The organism is Moorena producens PAL-8-15-08-1, assembly GCF_001767235.1.
Lineage (GTDB): Bacteria > Cyanobacteriota > Cyanobacteriia > Cyanobacteriales > Coleofasciculaceae > Moorena > Moorena producens_A.
This window is the reverse complement of record NZ_CP017599.1, coordinates 2,010,419-2,029,765: the sequence shown is the minus strand read 5'-3', so window position 1 is coordinate 2,029,765 and position 19,347 is coordinate 2,010,419. Positions and strand designations below refer to the sequence as shown.

Genomic DNA, 19,347 nt, shown 5'->3' with positions numbered 1-19,347 from the left:
TCGCCAAACCGTACCCCCGTTGCTCCTATAGCCGACACCCGGTCAGCCCCTTGAGCGTATTATGGTCACAAGAAGCACGGAAAATTTGCAGATCTTTACTAAGTCTTTAATGTCGAGTTACTTTTGATATGATTAACTTTTATTATTATTTCCATATATAGGTTGCATCTGACGGATGGCAGGTTTGGTAGCTAATCTGCACCAATACCAAAAATTATTTGATTGTGCAATCTACCGAGGGGGAGTCCCTTAAGAACTTATGGAGTCTAGAAGTTCTATAGATCTCGATATTAGCCAATACTTACTACTATTGAAACGTCGTTGGTTGCCAGCGGTTGCTATTTTCCTATTTACAGTTATCTCAGCAGCCTGGTCTACCTTGTTTCTCAAGCCTTCCTATGAAGCTGAAGGAAAACTACTGTTTAAGATAGACCGAACCGCTTTCTTGACTGGGTTGGGGGAGGAAATTGACCAGTTACGCCCTCTGGTTGATGCCCAGAACCCTCTGAGTACTGAAGTTGAGGTGATTTACTCCCACCCGCTTCTGCAACAGATCATTGATCAACTAAACCTTACTGATAACGAAGGTCTACCTTTGGAACCGGAAGCCCTCAAAAGAAGGCTCACTATCAAAATTGTGGGTGGTACCGATGTGGTTAGGCTTTCCTACAAGGGTAACAACTCAGACAAAGGGGCAGCGGTGATCAATCAATTAATGAGGCTTTATATAGAGAATCAGATCCTATCCAAAAAGTCGGAAGCAGCAAAAGCCCGTGAGTTTATTACTAACCAACTTCCTCAAAGTGAAGCCAATGTCAGGCAAGCAGAAGCTGCTCTACGCCAATTTAAAGAACGCAATCAGGTTGTATCCCTCACAGAAGAAGCCCGGTCTTTGGTAGCGGTGATGGCTGACTTAGACAGCCAAATTACCACAGTTCAAGCTCAACTTGAAGAAGCCAATGCCCAAGCTGCTGGCTTGAGAAACCAGGTCGGTCTTAATCCCCAGCAGGCAATTGCTATCAGTGCCCTGAGTCAGTCTACTTCCGTACAGGGGGTACTCCAAGAACTGCAAGAGGTTGAGCGGCAATTAGCGGTTGGGAGAAATCGTTACGGTAAAAATCACCCGATCATGATTCGGCTGACCAAGCAGCAACGCTCCCTCACAGGTCATTTACAACAGCAGATTAATCAAATACTAGGCTCTCAGAGTCTGGCTAGTACTCAGATACAAATTACTCAAGGGCTTTTAGAAGTTGACCAGCTCAAACAAAAACTGATTAACGATTTTATTGAATCAGAAGTCAAACGTCAAAGTTTAGCAGAAGGATTAGCAACTCTTGCTAAGGCTAGAATTGGCTATGAACAACGGGTCAATGTTCTTCCTCGGTTGGAGCAAACTCAGCAGCAGCTCGAACAACGAGTCCAAGCTGCCCGCTTGACCTATGAAACCCTGTTGAAAAATCTCAATGAATTAAAGGTCGCAGAAAACCAAGATACCGCTAATGCTCGCATCATTGAACCAGCAATAGTTCCTAAAAAGCCTTTAGGTGATAAGAAATTAAAGGTGTTGGCTCTAGGGGTGATGTTGGGGGTCACACTAGCCACGACTGCTATCTTGCTCTTGGAAATGAGAGACCGCTCCATCAAAACTCTCAAAGAAGTCAAGCAGTTATTAAGATATCCTGTGCTAGGGGTGATTCCAGTTTTCAAGCACAAGAAGCTCTCCCGTCGTCGGGATGACCTATTCTTTGGAGGGGAATTGCCGGTAAGAGACCAGCCTCATTCCATGGTGAGTGAAGTCTACCGGATGATTCAAGCGAATCTGAAATTTCTCAAGTCTGATCACCCACCTAAAGTTATTGTAGTCACTAGCTCCGTTTCCAAAGAAGGCAAATCTACGGTATCAGCAAACTTGGCCGCTGCTATGGCTCAACTGGGGCGTCGGGTCTTGCTGATTGATGCCGATATGCGTCACCCCTGTCAGCATTATATTTGGCAAGTAATGAATGTGGCTGGTTTGAGCCAGGTACTGATTGGTGAAGTGCCTCTAGAGCTTGTCATCTGTCAAGCTATGGAAAATCTTGATCTTCTCACCGCTGGAGTAATGCCTCCTAATCCTTTGGCACTCCTGGATTCTAAGCAAATGGCTTCCCTGATTCAAGAATTTTCAACCCAATATGACTTTGTGATTATTGATGCCCCACCCTTACTTCTGACTGCTGATGCCCTTTGCTTAAGTCCAATGACTGATGGCATGTTGTTGGTGGCTCGACCAGGTGTTCTGGATTTCGCTAATGCTAATGTGGCTAAACAAATGTTAGATAGTTCTGGTCAGACGGTTTTGGGTTTGGTGGCTAATGCTGTCATTCAAAAAGATGAATCGATTGGTTACTTTTACCAATCACAGGAATACTTCCATCATGGCTCAGTCAGAAGATTGGCACAGCGTCAAGCTCAGACTAAAAAAACCTCGAATGTTTCCCGTAAATGATTTAAAACTATGACTTATGACTACTGCCTATTCCCTAGACAAAAAAACACTATAAATTATAAATTATAGATTGAATACCCTGGATAAATCCAGACTATAAATAGACTAAACACCTAGTTTTTGAGGAATTACTAAATAACTACTTAAATGATGAATATAGTGAGCAATTAAGCATTATTATTAAACTATTAAATCCGGTTAATCACTTACCCAACAAAATAGGATGTTTTGGAATAGGTAATTACTAACCGGTAATCCTAAACTAGATAATCATCAACTACCAATTTACCGATTAGTAATATGGATGATTAGTCAAGCCGACATGATCGTCATGCTCTTATAGATTAGGTTTACTTTTATCTAAAAAGTTATGTAAACAACTACCATGAAAACCCCTGTAATTGCGATTGGACTGGATGCAGCTGACCCCGTCTTGTTAGAGAAGTGGATGTCCCAAGGACATCTGAAGACCCTCAACAAAATACGGCAAGAAGGAATCTATGGTCGCCTTAACAATACGGTTAACTACAACAATAATAAGACAGTTGAATTTTCCTCCACCGAACCCTTGTGGGTGATGTTTTCTACCGGTTGTTTACCAGATAAAACCGGTTTTTGGGATACCATAAAATTCTATCCAGACACTTATAAAGTAGTCTGCGACAAAGTTTATAGTGGATACGATTATAAAGAATATAATCCCTTTTATGCCTTAGGTGATGACTACCGTGTTGCTGCCTTTGATGTACCAGTATCAGCACTGTCAGATCAAATTAATGGCTTACAAATTTTGGGTTGGGGGGGACATTATCCCTTTGTGCCAAGCCATTCCCAACCGCCGGAATTATTGCCCAATATTATTGCCCAATACGGCAAAAACCCAGTGCTCCATAAAGATAATGGTCGCTGGTGGGATCCAGTTTATTTTAAATGGATTCAGGAAGCTCTAAAAACAAGTATCTCCACCCGCTCAGAGATTTGTCGGGATTTACTTCAGCGTGAACCGTGGGACTTGTTCGTGACCGGTTTCGGTGAAACTCACAGTGCTGGTCATGACCTGTGGGACCGCAGCCAACCAGATCACCAGCTCTACCCTTACCAGAGCAAAAAGAATGGTAAGGCTGGAGACCCTATGCTGAAAATCTTTGAAGCGGTGGATGATGCGATCGCAAAAATTCTCGCTGCTGCCCCTAAGGATGCCTATATCTTATGTTTCGCAGTTCATGGCATGGCTGCCAATGTTACTGATTTGATGAGCATGATGTTCCTGCCAGAATTGCTCTATCGGTATAACTTCCCTGGCAAATATGCCATTACTCCCAGCAAAATCGGAGTCACTCCCCCAGCACCAATTACTCGTCCAATCCGCAACTCTTGGCCAGGGGAAGTATGGCGAAAGATTTATGAACCCAATCCCATTAAGCAGTTGTTCAACACCTGGACCCATAAAGCCTTTTTACAATCTGGCCAGCACGGTTTACTCTCCCCTTATCCCCTCATGAAGCACAAGGTGCAATTGGGTTGGATGCCAGCTACTCTATATACTCCCCTGTGGCCCAAGATGAAAGCCTTTGCTTTACCCGCCTTTGCTGATGGACATATTCGCATCAACCTCAAAGGACGGGAACGAGATGGTATTGTTGAGCCTTCCGAGTATGATGCTCTGTGCGATAACCTAACAGACTTCCTTTATCGCCTTACCGATGGCAGGACAGGAGAACCATTAGTTAAACAAGTAGTGCGCACCCATAACGTAGCCACAGATGATAACCCCAAACTGCCAGATGCTGACCTAGTAGTCGTATGGCACGAGTGTCCCACAGATGTAGTGGATAGTCCTGATGTGGGACGCATTGGTCCAATTACCTATAATCGCCCTGGTGGTCACCGAGCCAGAGGCTTTTTGATGGCAAGCGGACCAGGAATTACCCCAGGTTCTAGTTTGCCAGAGGCTCATCCTGTAGATATAGCCCCAACCATCTTGACGTTGATGGGAGCACCGATTCCAGACTACTTTGATGGCAAATCTCTACTTAGTCCGACTTTTTCCATCTCAGCCTGAGATATAAATCAACCCTAGGGATAGGATTGAATTTCCCTATCTGGCTAATTCCTGAGCCACGCAATTAAGTAGCCAAAAATCGGGATAAGACGGGATTTAATACCGCAAAACAGACATTGACGTTTTGCTAGCGCTAGAGTAGACTGAAGATACAAGAGACAACCAATCAGCAATGCCCAACAAAGTAGACGCAACCAAGAAGATATCGACTCAAATCGTCCTCGTGGTGGGGATGACTAAGTCGGTCGAAATTGAGTTGCTGTCTACGATGAAGAAACTAGGCACAGTTAGGTCTGAGTCTTACAACAAACTAGGCAGTATCAGTCATTGGAAACTTGACTGGAAAAAAGCATACCCAGAAGTGAGGAGCTTTAGAACACCCGAGTCTTTAGGACTGCCTTCCAAACTAATGGAATGGACTGTAAGCGATGTAGCTAAGGCCATTACAGCTCAACAAGCGGCCTGTACTGAGGCAGTTATAAAAAAAATCTACAAAAAGTTTCCTGGGAAAGATGGCCAAAAGACAAGAAAGGAGCTTTGCAAACAGCTTAAGACTTTAGCTTTCCTGGATAATCCATTGCTGCATAGGCTTGTCAGAAAAGAGTTTCAGCGGGGACATTCTTGGGCAAAAAATCAGATAGTTTATCAACAGGGAGGATATAAGTGCAAAAGGCTCTCCCGTAATACCTATCAACTAGAGTTAGCTGGTTTAAAAAGAGGAAAAAGAAACAAAATAGTTGTTAGGTCTAATCGGAAAATAAAAGGCCAGATTAGACTGATATACAACCAACTTATGAAAAGATTTGAGATTCATTTCCTAGTAGACCATGGGACTGTAGAAATTCCTGCCGACCGCCGAGCCATTGGGGTAGACAAGGGATACACTGAGGCTTTCTATGATTCAGATGGTCAGGCGCACGGGAAAAACTTGGGTAAGGTAACAACCCAGAAATCCGATCGCATATGTTCTAAAAACCGCAACAGAGGTAAGCTTTGTGCGCTTCATAGAAAACTAGAAAAGATAGACCCAGCCAAGTCGGCTCGAATATTAGAAAATAACTTAACCAGAAAAACAGAAAATCGCCGATACAGAAAGAATCAGTCAGAACTAAAGGCAATTATAGGAGCAGCTTCCAAGTCTCTTTTCAAAGGAGAGTCATTAAAGGTTTTTGCTGAAGATTTAACACAATCGATTAAAAATAAACGTCAGTCCAAGGCCATGTCTCGTAAGCTCAATAGTTGGATGAAAGGAGAAATACGGGACTCCTTGCAAAAATGGGCTGATTGGACTGGTTCGGTTGTCACAGAAGTCCAGCCTAGTTACACGTCGCAAGTTGACTCCGTGACTGGAACCCTATTAGGGAAAAGGAGCGGGGACAGTTTTACCAGATTTAATGGGGTCGTTTTGCAGGCTGACCATAATGCTGCTAAAAACATCCTTGATCGAGGTACCGACAAGGAGATTACCCGGTACATGAATAAAACCGAGGTTCAAGCAGTGTTGCTGCGTCGTACCGCGCGTTTCTTGAAAGGTATGGGATTGAGTCTAGTTGATGCTGTCGAGCTTGGATGGCTTGACTACAAGCATAGCAAAACTCAGGCTTTCAAGGAACTTCTGGCCGGGATGCCAGAAACGTCCAGATAGACGAATGGGAGGCTTAACTCCAATTGCCGTACCACCATTTCTCACTCGGACAACAATAAAAATGCACCTTGACCGTTTTATCCGGGTTTACCCCGATTAATCCCGGTTCAAGAGTATCCCTCTTAGATTCAGCCGGTTTAAGAGTGTAGATGCACTCTTAGCTGGCCAGATGCTACTAACTTGAAACAATGTCATCCATTGCCTTAATTAGCAACTATAGGATTGACCCATTGAAATCCGACAATTGCAGATTTAGATCAGGTTTTGTATACATGTTATCTAATAAAACAATTTTTGTCTAAAGTAAGCTCCTGTAGAACAGGATCACTGCTTAATATCAAGTTCAGGAGTATTAGTAATCTTAGGTCAGGGTTTACCAAAACCTGTGAAATCAAGCAATATCAGGGTTTGGAAATGCCATAATCCCGCCGCACCTTGCCTATTCCTTAACCCGTCAGCTTGCTACGGTGATATTGGGACTTTCATTATACCACAAAACAGCCTCAAAACATGATATATGTTCTGAACTAGTAACTTTTTTCATATAATACTATGCCTGCAATATTATACCTACAAGTTTTACCTATAAGCCAGGGTTGATGAGAAAACTGTTGGCATTTTTTGAACCGATTTTCACTACTGTTTCCTTGGTGCTCTATTCAGGAGGAGTACTCACTGTAATTTTATCAGGAGGCAGAAGTGAGGGGGATGTCATACAAGAATTTGATTCCTCCCTCAGTAGATTGCTGTTCGTATTAATTTATCTCGTTACCTTTTTCCTCCTAACATTACGGTGGAAAAAAGTACTTTATCTCCTCAGTAAAGATAGATGGCTCAGTCTGTTGGTGGGGATAGCAGTAGTATCTGTTTTATGGTCTTCTGAACCAACAACGACTATCAACCGTGCTGTTGCCCTAATTGGCACAACATTGTTTGGTGTTTACCTCGCCAGCCGCTACACCATGAAAGAACAGCTAGAAATGCTGGGTTGGGCATTCGGAGTAGCAATATTGCTCAGTTTTATGTTTATTGTGGCTCTGCCGAAATACGGTATTATGGGGGGAGTTCATGCTGGAACTTGGCGAGGAATATACGTCCATAAAAATGTTCTTGGCAAAGTAATGGTGCCCAGTGCAGTCGTATTTTTGCTCCTGGCTATTCGAGGCAAAAAAAATAATTTACTGTTGTGGGGGGGGTTTGGCTTTGCCGTAATTCTTTTACTATTTACCACTTCAAAAACTGCACTGGTTAGTCTTATAATTATGTTATTCTCTCTATATCTATACCGGATGTTACGGTGGCGATATGACCTACTGATTCCGGCTATATTTGCCATGACAACATTCGGAGGCAGCGTCTTAATCTGGTTGTTAGATAATGCAGACGCTTTGCTAGGTGCAATTGGTAAAGATGCTACCTTAACCGGTCGTACAGAGCTATGGCCTTTCGTGTTGGACATGATTAATAAACAGCCGTGGCTCGGTTATGGCTATGGTTCATTCTGGAATGGCTTGAATGGTGAATCTGCCTATGTCTGGCGTGCAGTATTGTGGCCAGCTCCCAACGCCCACAACGGCTTGCTCGACCTATGGCTAGCTTTAGGAATCTTGGGAGTATCAATCTACCTAATTGGATTTAGTTTTAGTTTACTAAGAGCTATTGCTTGGCTCCGTGTAAGTAAAACATCAGAGAATCTCTGGCCATTATTGTTCTTAACCTATACCGTGTTAGCCAATATCACAGAGACGTCAGTGATGATACAAAACAATATCTTTTGGGTACTCTACACATCGGTAGCTCTTTCGGTGCTTATTCCATTAGAGCGACAACAAAACCTATTGAAATGAATGAAAACTTTCAGTTATTAGTCAGTATTGTCATCAACAACTACAATTACGGTCAGTTTCTACCTCAAGCAATTGACAGTAGCCTCAGTCAGACTTATCCAAATACCGAAGTCATTGTGGTGGATGATGAGTCCACTGACAACTCTCATGATATTATCACTAGCTACGGTGACCAAATTACTCCTATCCTCAAAAAAAATGGTGGGCAAGCATCGGCGCTCAATGCCGGTTTTTATGTCAGCCGTGGGGAGATTGTAATTTTTTTAGATGCTGATGATTACTTATTCCCTAATGCGGTGTCCGAAGTGGTAGCCGTTTGGAAACCAGGGGTAGTCCAGGTGCAATATCGTTTAGAGTTGGTCAATGCCCTTAGTGAATTCATTGGTATCCATCCAGCTCCAGACATAAAATTTGATAGTGGCACCGTTTGGCCAATTTTGTTGGAGAAGGGAAAGTACAGCAGTACTGTAACCAGTGGCAATAGTTTTGCACGGTCAACACTAGCTCAAATTTTGCCTATACCCGAATCCGAATTTACCATAGCTGCTGATGGTTATCTAGTCACCCTGAACCCATTTTATGGGCAAGTGGCATCGATTGAAAAACCCCTTGGGGCATACCGACAACATGGGAATAATTTGTGGGCTTTTTCTAAGAGAACCATTCCCATTGAACGGTTCCGTCGGTCTATCAACCATGATTTCATCAAGTATAACTATTTAGTAAGCAAGGCGACTGAGTTAGGCTATCACGTATGCCCAGATTTTAGCGTTCGTGACCCCAATCATTTGATTCACCGTATCGCTTCTTTACGGCTAGATCCTCACCATCATCCTTTTGCTTCTGATTCTCCTTTAGTTTTAGCTTACAAAGGATATTGGTCAATCTGGAAATATTCTAAATTTAATTTCCAAAAAAAAATCCTGTGGAGTCATTGGTTTCTGTGGGTAGGAATAATGCCCCATAGTATGGTAAAACCAGTAATATATTGGCTCCTTTGTTCAGCATCTCGTCCTACAATTATTCTATGGCTAGTGAAAATAATCCGCATAGTGAGACGCCTATTGACCTATAAAAAATTAACTTCTTAACTCATGGTCAGGAGAACTACACTCATTGGTATTATGTGGGTAGCACTAACTCCCAATATAATGGGAATATAAGTAATTTATTAGCTAATTAGTTCAGTATCCCATATTAACATTATTCTCTTAATATATAAAATCATCCGTATACCTACCCTATATTGGAGTCTATTATTAGTCAAAAAAATCAGCCAAATTACTTAGGATAATCAGCAATATAGTCAATTGTTTTGTAGATTTTTATATAGGTAGAATTAACGGCGAAATAGCAGTGCTATATTACGAGAGAGTTGTTAGTGACTTTACCGAACTTTTTAATCATTGGAGCCCAAAAGGCTGGAACTACCTGGTTATCCCATAATCTCAAGGAACATCCTGAGGTATTTATACCTAGCGATGAGATTCATTACTTTAATAAAAGGTATAATCTCAACCAAGGTCTTGAATGGTATAAACAACACTTTGCTGATGTTAATGGGGAAAAAGCGATTGGAGAAAAAACCCCTAATTACTTATGGATCGACCCATTACCTGATGCCCAGGGTAAAGTCTACTATGACCCTCTCGAAGAAATTCCATATTCCCATCGGCTGATCTACGAGACATTGCCTGAAGCCAAACTTATTGTAGTCCTAAGAAATCCAGTTGAACGAGCCATTGCTGCTGTGAATCACTTTATCAAAAATGGAGCTATATCTCTGAATGATGACCTTGATGAGCTATTAGTTGGTGATAAACAATCCCTAGTTGAGCGCTATGGCATCATCGATATGGGACGATATTATCGCCAACTGCAAAGCTACTATGACTACTTCGATCCTAAGCAAATGCTAATTCTAGTCTTTGAAGAAGACATTGCTAAAAACTCAGAGGATTCTATGAAAAAAGTTTGTGAATTCCTTGACATAGATTCTTCCTTTGATTTTAGTAAAAAGTCTAAGAAAGTCCATCAAAGCACTAGTTCACCAATTGCTCGTTATTTGGGAGCCCGTTTCCCGTTTATGCGCGGCGTTATCAATCGTGTTGATCAACGCTTACCCTTACAACACCAAAAGCTTCGCCCCAGTCCATCAGCAATTCAAAAACTCTACAGCATCTATGCCAATGATAATCAAAAGCTCTTCAAATTATTGGGGCGGGAGATATCGCCATGGTATAGCAAAGAATTAGTGGGACTAAGCAGCTAGTCAGCCTCAGGGTGAGCATAATGAAAAATTAGCCATCTAAGCAGGGATAAATCAGATAATACATAAGTTGCCTTCAGAGGTATTATGATGCTAACTTTTAGAGTAATATCTTCGATGGCAACTTGGTATAATTCATACCACGTCGCTGATTGTATTATTAGTCTGTGTAATCAGAGATAATTTTCGATCAATGATCAATTTGGCAGGAAATCCTAGCAGCAAAAAGGTATGATATAAACTACTTAATATGAATTTTCAATCCCTCAAATCCAGGCTCATTGGCATATTTCAGAAATCCCTAGTACGTAACACGTTGTGGATGCTATTGGCTAAATTTCTGAAGATGATTGTCCAAGCCGCCTACTTCGTGATAATTGCTCGTACCCTCGGTGCTCAACAGTATGGTCTGTTTGCTAGTTTGACGGCTTTAGCGGCGATTATATCGCCTTTTGCTACCTGGGGGAGTGGAGATGTTTTAATTAAAAATGTCTCTAGAAACCGAGCCTTATTCAAGGAATACTGGGGCAATGCGCTATTGATGGTTTTTACCTCTAGTGGCTTGCTAATTGCCTTAGTTATGCTTATAGCTCCAGGGATTTTACCTGAAGAAACCTCGCCCCTGCTAATATTTTTGGTATTTTTGTCTGACTTACTATTTTTGAAAATTTTAGCCACTGCTGGTCAGGCATTTATCGCGGTCAGTCAGCTTAAGCACACCGCCCAGATTCATTTTTTACTTAGTCTAAAAAATTTAGTGGCAACACTGTGTTTTGTCAGCTTCTTTCAGACATCAGATATTGTAGTTTGGGCAGCTTTATATATGGCTAGTACAGCAATAGCAGCTGGGGTTGGATTTCTGATGGTACATCGGATGTTAGGAACTCCTAAATTGGCAATATCAAAGATCAAGCCGGAGATGCTTCAGGGATTCTACTTTTCTGTCAACCTTTGTGCTGAAACGGTTAACAATAATGTAGATAAAACCATGCTGGCGCGTCTTTCTACATTACAAGCTACAGGTATATATGCTGCTGCATACCGTTTAATTGATGTAGCATTTGTTCCTGTGCAATCTCTGTTGGCGGCTTCCTATGCGAAGTTTTTTCAGAAGGGAGCCGCTGGCATCGGAGGAAGTCTCAATCTGGCCAAGCGTCTATCACCAATTGCTGGTATGTACGGAATAGCTGCTGGTATCGGGTTGTTTATCTCGGCTCCAATCGTACCCTACATCATAGGTGAAGACTATAGTGAGGTAGTCAATGCCTTACGTTGGTTAGCACCGATACCGTTTTTTAAAGCCATGCAGTTTTTTGCGGCGGACACCCTGACTGGTGCTGGATTTCAAGGGTTGCGTAGTAGCATACAAGTAACGGCAGCTCTGTTGAACTTTTCGTTAAACCTTTGGTTAATTCCTCTATATTCATGGAAGGGAGCTGCCTGGTCAAGTTTAACCTCAGATTCCTTGAGGATGCTCAGCTTATGGCTATTAGTGTTTGTCTTATATCGACAAGAGGTGACTAGAAGCAAGCGCCTTCAAGAATCGGAACATTAATCTTTATCCCCTTTCTCTAAGAGGGATGTAACCTAAGATTGTTGGGTAATTGGTCGTAGGTAATTGCTCATGGGTAATTTGTCATGGGTAATTGTTAATCAGATCACCATTACCCATGACCTTGGGTGATTTTTACAAAAAATTTGCTGTTACTTAGGATAACATTTAACTTTCTTTAATAAAGCTTTACATAATTTTTACGGATATTCTCTTAGAATCAACTAGAGCTAGTGATAAGTCTCAGGCAAAGCCAATCAGCACCTTGGCTTGCTTTTAATCTCGTACCTCGGACTTCTAACTAAAGTCTGGGTAAAATGCTATTGCTCGTGCTTTTGACAACGCTCTTAAGCAATCAAAGATAGCCAGTGATCAACTAGACCCCTCTACTATGGCAGGTAGGAGTTAGGTAAATACTGAGTCTACAAGACTTTGCCTACTTCTCTTCATCAAGTAGTTCGTCCAGTGACTCTACAAGTATTTATAGTCTATGACTAGCATCACCAAAATTTATCAATTCTTGATGCAGTCGCTCATGGCGCATGGGTCTGTGTGCGGAACTTGTTTCCGCACCTGTCTTGATGCAGTCGCTCATGGGGGAAACCACGCCAGTTGCTGGGGGAACGGCAGTCGCTCATGGGGGAGACCCCCAAGACCGCGCTGCCTCCCCAAGACCGCACTGGCTCCCCAAGACCGCGCTGCCTCCCCAAGACCGCGCTGCATCGCTTTCAAGCCCTGACTCCTATATTGCTCCCATTAATACCAAGGGTTATATTGCTGACGGTTTTCCGATTTATCTCTTTTAAAAAGATGAACTAATCAAAGGGTTGGATATAGGTTAAAAACTCCAGCTATATTTAACTCGTTATTTAGATAAAAGTTATCAGTATAAAGTGGTCAAGTTACATAACTATTACTTATCTATTGAAATAATATATTTAAACTATGCTTAATTGATGGAACATCTAGGTTATTGAACAATGATCAGTACTGATAATTATCATAACTAATTCTAGAGCAGCAAACAACTGATAGGAAGAGTAGCGGTATTTATGAAAATTACATTAGTATGCCATGATATTCCCTATCCGCCCATCCATGGGGCGCGATTAGACATGTGGCGAAGGATAAAAGCTTTCTCTAATTTAGGGATTGATATACAAGTTATCTGCTGGTGTAGCCATACTCCAAAACCCGAGGAAGTCCTGGAAATTAGGAAGTATGCCAAGCAAGTTTTTTTGATAAAGTTTCCAAGGACACTCGGCTCTTTTATTCGGAGGATAATTGACTTACTCAAGTATCCTTTGGAAGTGACATCTAGAATTGTTAGAGGTAAAGAATTAAAGCTATTACTGTCTGATGTGGCTGCGTTTAATCCTGATGTGATATTCCTAGATGGTATTCACGGTGGAGAAGTAGCAAGTCAGTTAAGTCAACACTTGAATCGGCTGCTGGTTATTCGCTCTCACAATATCGAGCATTTATACTATAAGCGAAAACTGGCGTCTGCCAAAGGGTTAAACAAGCTCAAACGATATTTATCACTGTCTAACTTAGAAAAGTATGAAATCAATTTACTAAAAAAGAGTACTTTATTTTACGATATATCCCTAGATGACCTAAATTTTTGGAGAAGTCAAGGATTGAACAATGGTCGCTACTTACCTCCTCTGATTGAGTTTCCTGAAGAGAATAGGGAAGCAATATCTAGAAATAAACTAAGCCCCAATCCTGTCTATGATATCGTTTTTTTGGGTAACCTCTTTTCGGACAACAATGTAGCGGGAATAATCTGGTTTATTACCCAAGTTATGCCTATAATACGTTTGGAATTACCAACATTTACTATTTTAATAGCGGGTTCAAATCCTGTCCAGCACGTTAGGCAGCTATGTGAGGAAACTGCAGAAGTTGATCTGAAAATAAATCCAGTGTCTTCTACAGAAGTATACAAGTCGGGGCGGGTTCTCATTAATCCAGTTTCAGCTGGGAGTGGCGTTAGTATAAAGTCCCTAGAAATGCTGGTTTCTGGTAGACCGATTGTTTCTACACCACAGGGAATAGCAGGTCTACCAGAAGAGGTTCATCACTACTTTGAAATTGCTGTAGATAAGTCATCCTTTGCCGAAGCAATTATCAGATTTTTGTCCGATCCTTTCAGAGATAATGTTAATCCAGGTGTACTTGAGGAATTGTTTGGTTATAAAGCAATAGCAGGGGTTATTTCGGAACTAGATTCTATTGTTTCACTTTCCAAGTCTAACCAGTTAGCTGGATCTAAATCTTGATATACCAGTTATTAATTGGGTGAGGGTCTACGCCCTTGGAGTTAATGGGAGTAAGGATTAGAGGTTGAAAAAAATGACTGTACCTGATAACTAGGATAAACGCTATATGGCTAACTATTGATAGTTGTGATACTCTTTTTAAGGTTTAGTGGTGATTAAATTTTAGTTGGCATTTTAGTTAGCCGAATTGAGACTGATTTCAATGTTTATATAAAAAAAATAAATCAAATTAACATTTTTAGCAGACAAGAGCATAAAAATCAAGGGACAATTCTTTCGACTAACTCCTATATAATTCCCATTTATCCTAACTCCTGACTCCTAACTCCTGACTCCTACCCATACCAAAATACTTTTTCAGCAAACCCTAAATAAATATAAATGATGAAACAACGTTTAATTACTAATACCAGCTACTATCTTAGCTCGTGGTTTTTGAATCACTGGCAAGTTGGCAAACGCCCAATTTTGATATTAGGTCATGGTCGCAGCGGTACAAGTTGGGTCGGGAAAACATTGTCCACCGCAAATCGTGCTATATACTACTACGAGCCATGTAATCCAGAGATTACTGGAAAAGGCAACATGGATACATGGTTCCGATATACACGACCTGGTGAGCAAGATGACTTGCTTGAAAATGCTTTTGATAATGTCTTCAAAGGTCTACCTTTTGGAGGCGGTTGGTACCGAGGTTTCTGGGCTAGAGCACTGCCTAATTATCAAATCATCGTCAAAGATGTCGCATCTCTGATGTCCATCGAGTGGGTTTTCAAGCGCTACAATCCAAAACTATTGGTAATTGTTCCACATCCTTGCCCCACCGTATTATCAGAAATTAACAAAGAAACTCCTGCTGACCTTTCCCGAGATACTCTATTACATCAATCTAGCTTATTTCAAGATCCAATACGAACCCTACCGCTCAGTGATAGAGGCAGCAAAAAGGCCAATAGAAATCTTTGCAGCTATCTGGGCAGCAAGACATCGTGTTGTCGCCGATGCATTGTCTCGAAATCCTGAATGGTTATTGGTCTTTTATGAGGACTTATGCTTAGACCCTATTGGTAAGTTCAAAGAGCTATTTGAGCAGTTTGAATTGCCATGGACTACCCGGGTAGAAAAGCATGTACTCCAGAGTTCAACTAACAACATCCCTGGTCGTTATTCCAAGGTACGTATCAGCAACCAACAAATAAATAAATGGAAACAAACGATGACCCAATCTGAAGTGGAGGTTGTGCGTAATTATGTTCAACTCTTCGATCTACCTTTTTATCAGTCTGATCAATTCTGGTCACTAGAAACCTGAGATCGTTTACGTTTTTTTAAAGCTATTAAGTAGTTTGCGGCACACACCTTGACTGGTAATGGATTTCAAGGTTTAGGTAGTAGCATGTAAGTAATAGTAGCTCTAAAGTTAACCAAAGCTAAATGGAGTAGGTGGAATATGAAAATTCTTGCCCAACCAGCCTTTAAAGATCGTGACAAAAACCCTTATACCTGGCTAGTTTACACCCACCTGACTACTTTGGGGGTTGATGTCCATGAGTTTTCTCCTAAAAAATTGCTGATAAATAATTATTCTATCTGGCATCGGCACTGGCCAGAACGAAACTTAAATGAACCTAACTTCTTCAGAGCGATCACAAAAACGTTAGCTCTATTATTATTAATGATTTTGGCTCGCTGGCGGGGGACAAAAATTGTCTGGACAGTACACAACTTAGCCTCTCATGAACAGCTTTACCCGCAACTAGAGGCTTGGTTCTGGAAAGCCTTTACAAGGCAGTTAGATGGTTACATTAACCTTAGCCAAACTGGGATGAAAGCTGCCCAAGAGCGCTTCCCTCAGTTAAAGAATATTCCTGGTTTTGTAGTACCCCATGGTCACTACCGAGGGCAGTATGCTAATCAAGTCAGTTCTCAAGAAGCTCGCAACTACCTAGGAATTCCAACTTCGGCGAAAGTATTGCTTTTGTTTGGCAAAATTAGACCTTACAAAAATGCTCCTCAATTGATGCGAGTTTTCCGACAGGTTTTTGACCCAGAAGCCATACTTTATATTGTGGGTAGTCCAGAATTTCCTGAATTAGCAGCAGAAATTGAAAGGGAATCCGCCTTAGATCAACGAGTGCGAATTAACTTAAATTTCATACCTAAAGACCATATGCAATGGTACTTCAGTGCTGCTGACTTAGTTATTTTGCCGTACCGCGAGATTTTAAACTCTGGTAGTGCTTTCTTAGCCCTCTCTTTTAACCGACCCATATTAGTTCCTAAAATTGGTGCTCTCCCTGAAGTTCAAGACCAAGTTGGTCAAGAATGGGTCTATACCTATACAGGAGAAATTACTGATTATGACATTGAAAATGCTTTAGATTGGGCGTTAAACACTCCCCGTCCAGAACAAGCTCCCCTAGAGGCTTTTGATTGGCAAGAACTAGCCAATAAAACGATTAATGCCTACAATGAAATTGCAAACTACTCCAGAAAAAAAAGGAAGAAATAGCAATAGCTGAACCAGAATCATCAATTTATTGATGCCTGCAAAATTCCTGGGGTACCTCACTATATTAATTAGTTTTTTGGGGTAAAAAAAATTGGTTTAAAACCCTAAGCATAAGCTGAAAGCACCTCAAGTAGCGTGGCCATGCCCGTACCGTGGCCTTTGGCCTTGGCCTTTGGATGTTCGCCTAGGGTGCGCGAGCGCCCATATGCTTACGGTAAGCTTATCATGTTTATTGGTCTTATTGAGATAACTAGACCGATATTTTTTTACCAGAAATCCCGGCATTTTTTCCAAAAAAAGCTTTTTCTGCTATTTTGTCACCCCCTCAGGGATAAATCACTGAAATAATGAAAGCTACACATATTAGGTGATGGTTTCTAGGAGTAAAAACAAGTTAATGATTGGACGACGTGAATTATTACTGGGTTTAGGTAGCTTAGCCAGTGTCGGCCCTCTGACAAGGTGTAAATCTATCAGACAAAGTAACTCAATTCAAGCTATTGATGACCCGAAGCGAGACTTTGCAGTAGCTCAAGGAGCTTCTTTAAAAGAGCGTGCAGCAGCAAAAGGATTAATTTATGGAGCCGAGAGTCGATTCCGAGACCTATCCTCAAACCCAGCCTTAGCCACCCGTTTTGCTCAAGAGTGTGCCATGCTGGTTCCCGGATGGGGACTAAAGTGGTTTGTTTCTACTCCTTCTTCCCCTCCCCTGTGCCCTCACCCCCATCAGTTTGACTTTACGGCTGGGGATTGGATGGCAAACTTTGCCCAGACTCATCGATTGCTGTTTCGGGGACATACCCTTGTTTGGCACATCTCATTACCCCCTTGGTTTGAGGAGACAGTAAACCGCCAAAATGCTCAACAGTTCTTGGTCAGACATATTAAGACAGTGGCTGGGCGTTATGCTGGACAAATGCACTCCTGGGATGTTGTTAATGAAGCGATCGCTACCTTCCAAGGACGGGCAGATGGTTTACGCAAAACGCCATGGTTAAAATTTTTAGGTCCGAAATACATTGACCTAGCCTTTCGCATTGCAGCTGAAGCTGACCCCAAGGCAATGTTACTCTATAACGAGTATGGACTGAGTTATGAATCGAGTGATGAGCAAGCCAAGCGTAGGGCTGTCTTGAAGCTACTAGAGGGGTTGAAGTCTCAGGCAACCCCCTGTCATGCCTTGGGAATCCAGGCTCACTTGCGAGGGAATAAACGGATTAACCCCCACAGCCTGCGGAAGTTTCTCCGAGATGTGGCGAGTATGGGTTTTAAAATCTTGATTACTGAACTAGATGTTAGAGATGACAAGTTACCAAAGGATGTGACTGTACGCGATCGCATGGTGGCTCAAGCTTATGAAGATTATCTGTCTGTGGTACTTGATGAGCCAGCAGTGATTGCAGTAGTGACCTGGGGATTTAGCGATCGCTACACATACTTAACTAGCTTCCATCCCCGGTCAGATGGTGCGCCAGTGCGACCTCTACCTCTCGATGCAGATTTCAAGCCCAAGTTAGCCTGGAATGCGATCGCTCGTGCTTTTGATAATGCTCCTAAACGTTGAATCATTAGACCTTTGGGGAAATTAACTTTCAGCTGAGATATCAATTGGGTTATTGATTCATTTTCAAGCCTATGTTTATATATAGGTTTATATATAGCAGTTCTCAATTGGGTGAGGTAGAAAGTCCTGGGTTAATGGGAGTCGGGAGTCGGGAGTCGGGATGCAGTACGTTCAAAGGGGAAACCCCTTTGAACGCACTACCTACCTTTGAACGCACTGGCTGCCTTTGACCGCGCACCCGTCGCTTTACGAACGACGTTTTGCTTGGTCAAAGGCTTCACAAAGTTCCTCGAAAGAACAACCCAGTATTTCAATCAGGAGCCTGACGTGCTTTAAGCGTGGTTCGGCTTTGCCATTTTCCCAGTCACTAATCGTCGTAATGCTGACACCAACAGCAATGGCTAATTTCATTTGAGTCAGATTGACATGTTCCCTGAGTTTTACCAGGGTTAGAGGTTGATCTTCTTGGCTTTTCATAATAAATTGTTATTGTTCAAGAAAACTTGAACGGTTTGCTTAAATAGGGCTTGCGGATGAACTCTACATGTAGTGTTATAGTTACCCTCTAAAAGCTACATGTCGTGTGTCGATGGCTAAATTGCGTAAGCCCTAATTAAAATAGGGCAGTTAACTTTGTTTTCTGCCCTTTTCTTGAATGCCCTTCAGCAGCAAGCAGTGTGGCGACCTCACATAGGGTTATTAGTTAGTTCAGTAAAATACCTGACCACTAACCATACCGTAGATAAATTTTCTGTAAAATGTTTGCACCAAACAGCTCATATTCCCCAAGCTATGCCAAGCTAGAGGCAAATCATCGCGCAATCGAAAGTAAGCCGCTTCAACACCAGCATACTTACCTGATCAGGGGAATCTAACTGGCAACTAATTACGGTGACATTTCCCAAACCTCTCGTTTCGAGTAGGTGTAGGCTTCTCGCCAACCCCAGCCATCGCTATCTCCTTACGGAAACGCTTCCGTGTTCGGGTATAAGGCAAGCTTTACTAATGATGGGATGCCCCACCGCCAAATTTCTGATTTTGATTGCTCTATCTACAGGAGGTTTGATGTCTACTGTCGTTAACCGGTGCATTTTTGGCTTTGGTCATCAACTTTAAT

Annotated in this window: 16 protein-coding genes; 14 read left to right on the top strand and 2 right to left on the bottom strand. The window is 42.0% G+C overall.

The annotated features are described in order from the left end of the window. Positions 1-259 precede the first annotated feature (259 nt). The 13 genes from BJP34_RS07765 to BJP34_RS07705 all read left to right on the top strand — a co-directional run bounded on the left by BJP34_RS07765 (position 260) and on the right by BJP34_RS07705 (position 18,230). A complete protein-coding gene (locus BJP34_RS07765) occupies positions 260-2,491 on the top strand; it encodes a GumC family protein (protein ID WP_070391852.1) in 2,232 nt (743 codons plus the stop codon). 385 nt (positions 2,492-2,876) lie between these two features. Next, on the top strand, positions 2,877-4,553 hold the full coding sequence (locus BJP34_RS07760) for an alkaline phosphatase family protein (protein ID WP_070391851.1): 1,677 nt from the start codon (positions 2,877-2,879) through the stop codon (positions 4,551-4,553). A gap of 172 nt (positions 4,554-4,725) precedes the next feature. Next, a complete protein-coding gene (locus BJP34_RS07755; protein WP_070391850.1) occupies positions 4,726-6,198 on the top strand; it encodes a zinc ribbon domain-containing protein in 1,473 nt (490 codons plus the stop codon). A gap of 599 nt (positions 6,199-6,797) precedes the next feature. Further along, a complete protein-coding gene (locus BJP34_RS07750; protein ID WP_070391849.1) occupies positions 6,798-8,045 on the top strand; it encodes an O-antigen ligase family protein in 1,248 nt (415 codons plus the stop codon). Further along, on the top strand, positions 8,042-9,136 hold the full coding sequence (locus tag BJP34_RS07745) for a glycosyltransferase family 2 protein (protein ID WP_070391848.1): 1,095 nt from the start codon (positions 8,042-8,044) through the stop codon (positions 9,134-9,136). The genes BJP34_RS07750 and BJP34_RS07745 overlap by 4 nt, the downstream gene beginning before the upstream one ends. A gap of 290 nt (positions 9,137-9,426) precedes the next feature. Then, positions 9,427-10,317 carry a sulfotransferase domain-containing protein gene (locus BJP34_RS07740; RefSeq protein WP_070391847.1) on the top strand — a complete coding sequence of 297 codons (891 nt, stop codon included), beginning with the start codon at positions 9,427-9,429 and terminating at the stop codon, positions 10,315-10,317. A 247-nt stretch (positions 10,318-10,564) separates the two neighbouring features. Further along, positions 10,565-11,869 carry an oligosaccharide flippase family protein gene (locus BJP34_RS07735; protein ID WP_070391846.1) on the top strand — a complete coding sequence of 435 codons (1,305 nt, stop codon included), beginning with the start codon at positions 10,565-10,567 and terminating at the stop codon, positions 11,867-11,869. Between the two features lie 578 nt (positions 11,870-12,447). Next, positions 12,448-12,672 carry a hypothetical protein gene (locus BJP34_RS07730; RefSeq protein WP_158517079.1) on the top strand — a complete coding sequence of 75 codons (225 nt, stop codon included), beginning with the start codon at positions 12,448-12,450 and terminating at the stop codon, positions 12,670-12,672. 246 nt (positions 12,673-12,918) lie between these two features. Beyond that, positions 12,919-14,154: a glycosyltransferase gene (locus BJP34_RS07725; protein ID WP_070391844.1), complete on the top strand. Its 1,236-nt coding sequence runs from the start codon at positions 12,919-12,921 to the stop codon at positions 14,152-14,154. A 381-nt stretch (positions 14,155-14,535) separates the two neighbouring features. Next, entirely contained in the window at positions 14,536-15,177 is a 642-nt protein-coding gene (locus tag BJP34_RS47145) for a hypothetical protein (protein WP_229424515.1), read from the top strand. Further along, complete coding sequence (locus BJP34_RS36275; protein ID WP_070391842.1) at positions 15,161-15,466, top strand: sulfotransferase domain-containing protein; 306 nt, start codon at positions 15,161-15,163, stop codon at positions 15,464-15,466. The genes BJP34_RS47145 and BJP34_RS36275 overlap by 17 nt, the downstream gene beginning before the upstream one ends. A gap of 138 nt (positions 15,467-15,604) precedes the next feature. Then, positions 15,605-16,666 carry a glycosyltransferase gene (locus BJP34_RS07710; RefSeq protein WP_070391841.1) on the top strand — a complete coding sequence of 354 codons (1,062 nt, stop codon included), beginning with the start codon at positions 15,605-15,607 and terminating at the stop codon, positions 16,664-16,666. Between the two features lie 397 nt (positions 16,667-17,063). Beyond that, positions 17,064-18,230: an endo-1,4-beta-xylanase gene (locus tag BJP34_RS07705; RefSeq protein WP_229424283.1), complete on the top strand. Its 1,167-nt coding sequence runs from the start codon at positions 17,064-17,066 to the stop codon at positions 18,228-18,230. A 103-nt stretch (positions 18,231-18,333) separates the two neighbouring features. Here BJP34_RS07705 and BJP34_RS48565 read toward each other — a convergent pair whose 3' ends face one another. Continuing rightward, entirely contained in the window at positions 18,334-18,468 is a 135-nt protein-coding gene (locus BJP34_RS48565; protein WP_267876514.1) for a hypothetical protein, read from the bottom strand. An 8-nt stretch (positions 18,469-18,476) separates the two neighbouring features. Further along, positions 18,477-18,707, bottom strand: coding sequence for a helix-turn-helix transcriptional regulator (locus tag BJP34_RS07700; protein ID WP_070391839.1), 231 nt, complete (start codon positions 18,705-18,707; stop codon positions 18,477-18,479). A gap of 156 nt (positions 18,708-18,863) precedes the next feature. On the opposite strand from BJP34_RS07700, the gene BJP34_RS42725 reads away from it, so the two are divergent. Continuing rightward, positions 18,864-19,034 carry a hypothetical protein gene (locus tag BJP34_RS42725; protein ID WP_158517078.1) on the top strand — a complete coding sequence of 57 codons (171 nt, stop codon included), beginning with the start codon at positions 18,864-18,866 and terminating at the stop codon, positions 19,032-19,034. Positions 19,035-19,347: the final 313 nt, after the last annotated feature.